The organism is Vibrio sp. 2096 (genome assembly GCF_033339595.1).
GTDB lineage: Bacteria > Pseudomonadota > Gammaproteobacteria > Enterobacterales > Vibrionaceae > Vibrio > Vibrio alginolyticus.
Genome location: NZ_JAWOUX010000070.1, coordinates 1 through 1,241, shown reverse-complemented (window position 1 = coordinate 1,241; position 1,241 = coordinate 1). Strand labels below are relative to the sequence as shown.

Here is a 1,241-nt window from a genome sequence, read left to right as displayed (position 1 = left end):
CAATAGGCGTTGTTGACTGAGAACGCAGCAACAGCGCCACGAGAAATCGTTCCGTGGCAAAATTTTACTCTCTATTGAAGAGGCAAATGCCATGACTAAACATTGGTCTAAAGTTCAGTATCTGCACCAAGTGGTGCAAAACGCCAACATCCATATTAAAGGTACTCACAGTTATTACAGCGATTGCTGGGATAATGGTTTTGAGCAATCCGTCGTTCGTTATCTGCTGGGGGATGAAATCAGCAAGCAGTGGCAACCCCGTTGGGAAGTCGACCAACTCTATATTGGTGATTATGTTTGTATCGCCGCAGAAGCGGTGATTTTAATGGGTGGCAACCACAATCATCGAACCGATTGGTTCTGCTTGTATCCGTTTCTTGATGATGTCGAACGTTCCTATCAAAGCAGGGGCGACACGATTATCGGAGATGCTGTTTGGATTGGAATGCGCGCGATGATCATGCCAGGCGTTACGATTGGAGAGGGCGCGGTGATTGCCGCAAACAGTGTCGTGACGAAAAACGTGCCGCCGTACACCGTGGTAGCGGGCTCTCCTGCTAAGCCGATCAAAACTCGTTTTGACCCAGAGACGATTGATAAGTTATTGGCTCTTAAGATGTATTCTTGGGATGAGGCTAGGTTTAACGCGCTTCGCTCTTTTATCTGTGGAAATGATATTGAGCAGTTAATCATTGCGGAAAGCAACTATAAAGATGGCGAATGTCACTGAAATGAGGAAAATTATCAGCGATATGTTATAATCTCGCTCCGTTGTGACGAAAACTATTGTTGCAGCTTGTGCGTTTCCTTGGCATCGATTCGTTTAAATCACCATGAGTCAGAGTTGAAAAACTACGATAGGAACAAGCAAACTCAATTGTTTGAACGCGATCTCGGCGTTTTGACGGTTACAGCGGGAAGGAACTTTGTTCGATAGTAATCGACGCATTCTGTTTAAGTAAGGGAGCCCATTGCGCGGTTCAGAAAGTGTCACTAGAACTTACTCACAACATTATACCCGGCGCATTGACCACGCGTTTTTGGTTGAGGCAAAGGGCATTTGAAGGAGCTGTAAAGGCTCCTTTCACATTTAAGGGCGGCAAACAGCAAACCATTGGCACAATGCTTAACAAGCGCCCTTAAACTAGCCTAAGGCGCATGACACCATCTAATGAGTATTTTCGGAAATAAAGCGAGAAAATTTGCTATTGAACGAAGGTTAAACTAACACTCATTCATTA

The 1,241-nt window shown here is 45.0% G+C and carries 1 protein-coding gene; it reads left to right on the top strand.

Going from position 1 to position 1,241, the window contains the following annotated elements:
- Positions 1–91 precede the first annotated feature (91 nt).
- Positions 92–730: a CatB-related O-acetyltransferase gene (locus tag R7Q41_RS24105; RefSeq protein WP_318144718.1), complete on the top strand. Its 639-nt coding sequence runs from the start codon at positions 92–94 to the stop codon at positions 728–730.
- Positions 731–1,241: the final 511 nt, after the last annotated feature.

Excerpts from the sequence above, each read along its gene's own strand:
- R7Q41_RS24105 (WP_318144718.1), top strand. The coding sequence starts at position 92 with ATGACTAAACATTGGTCTAAAGTTCAGTATCTGCACCAAGTGGTGCAA.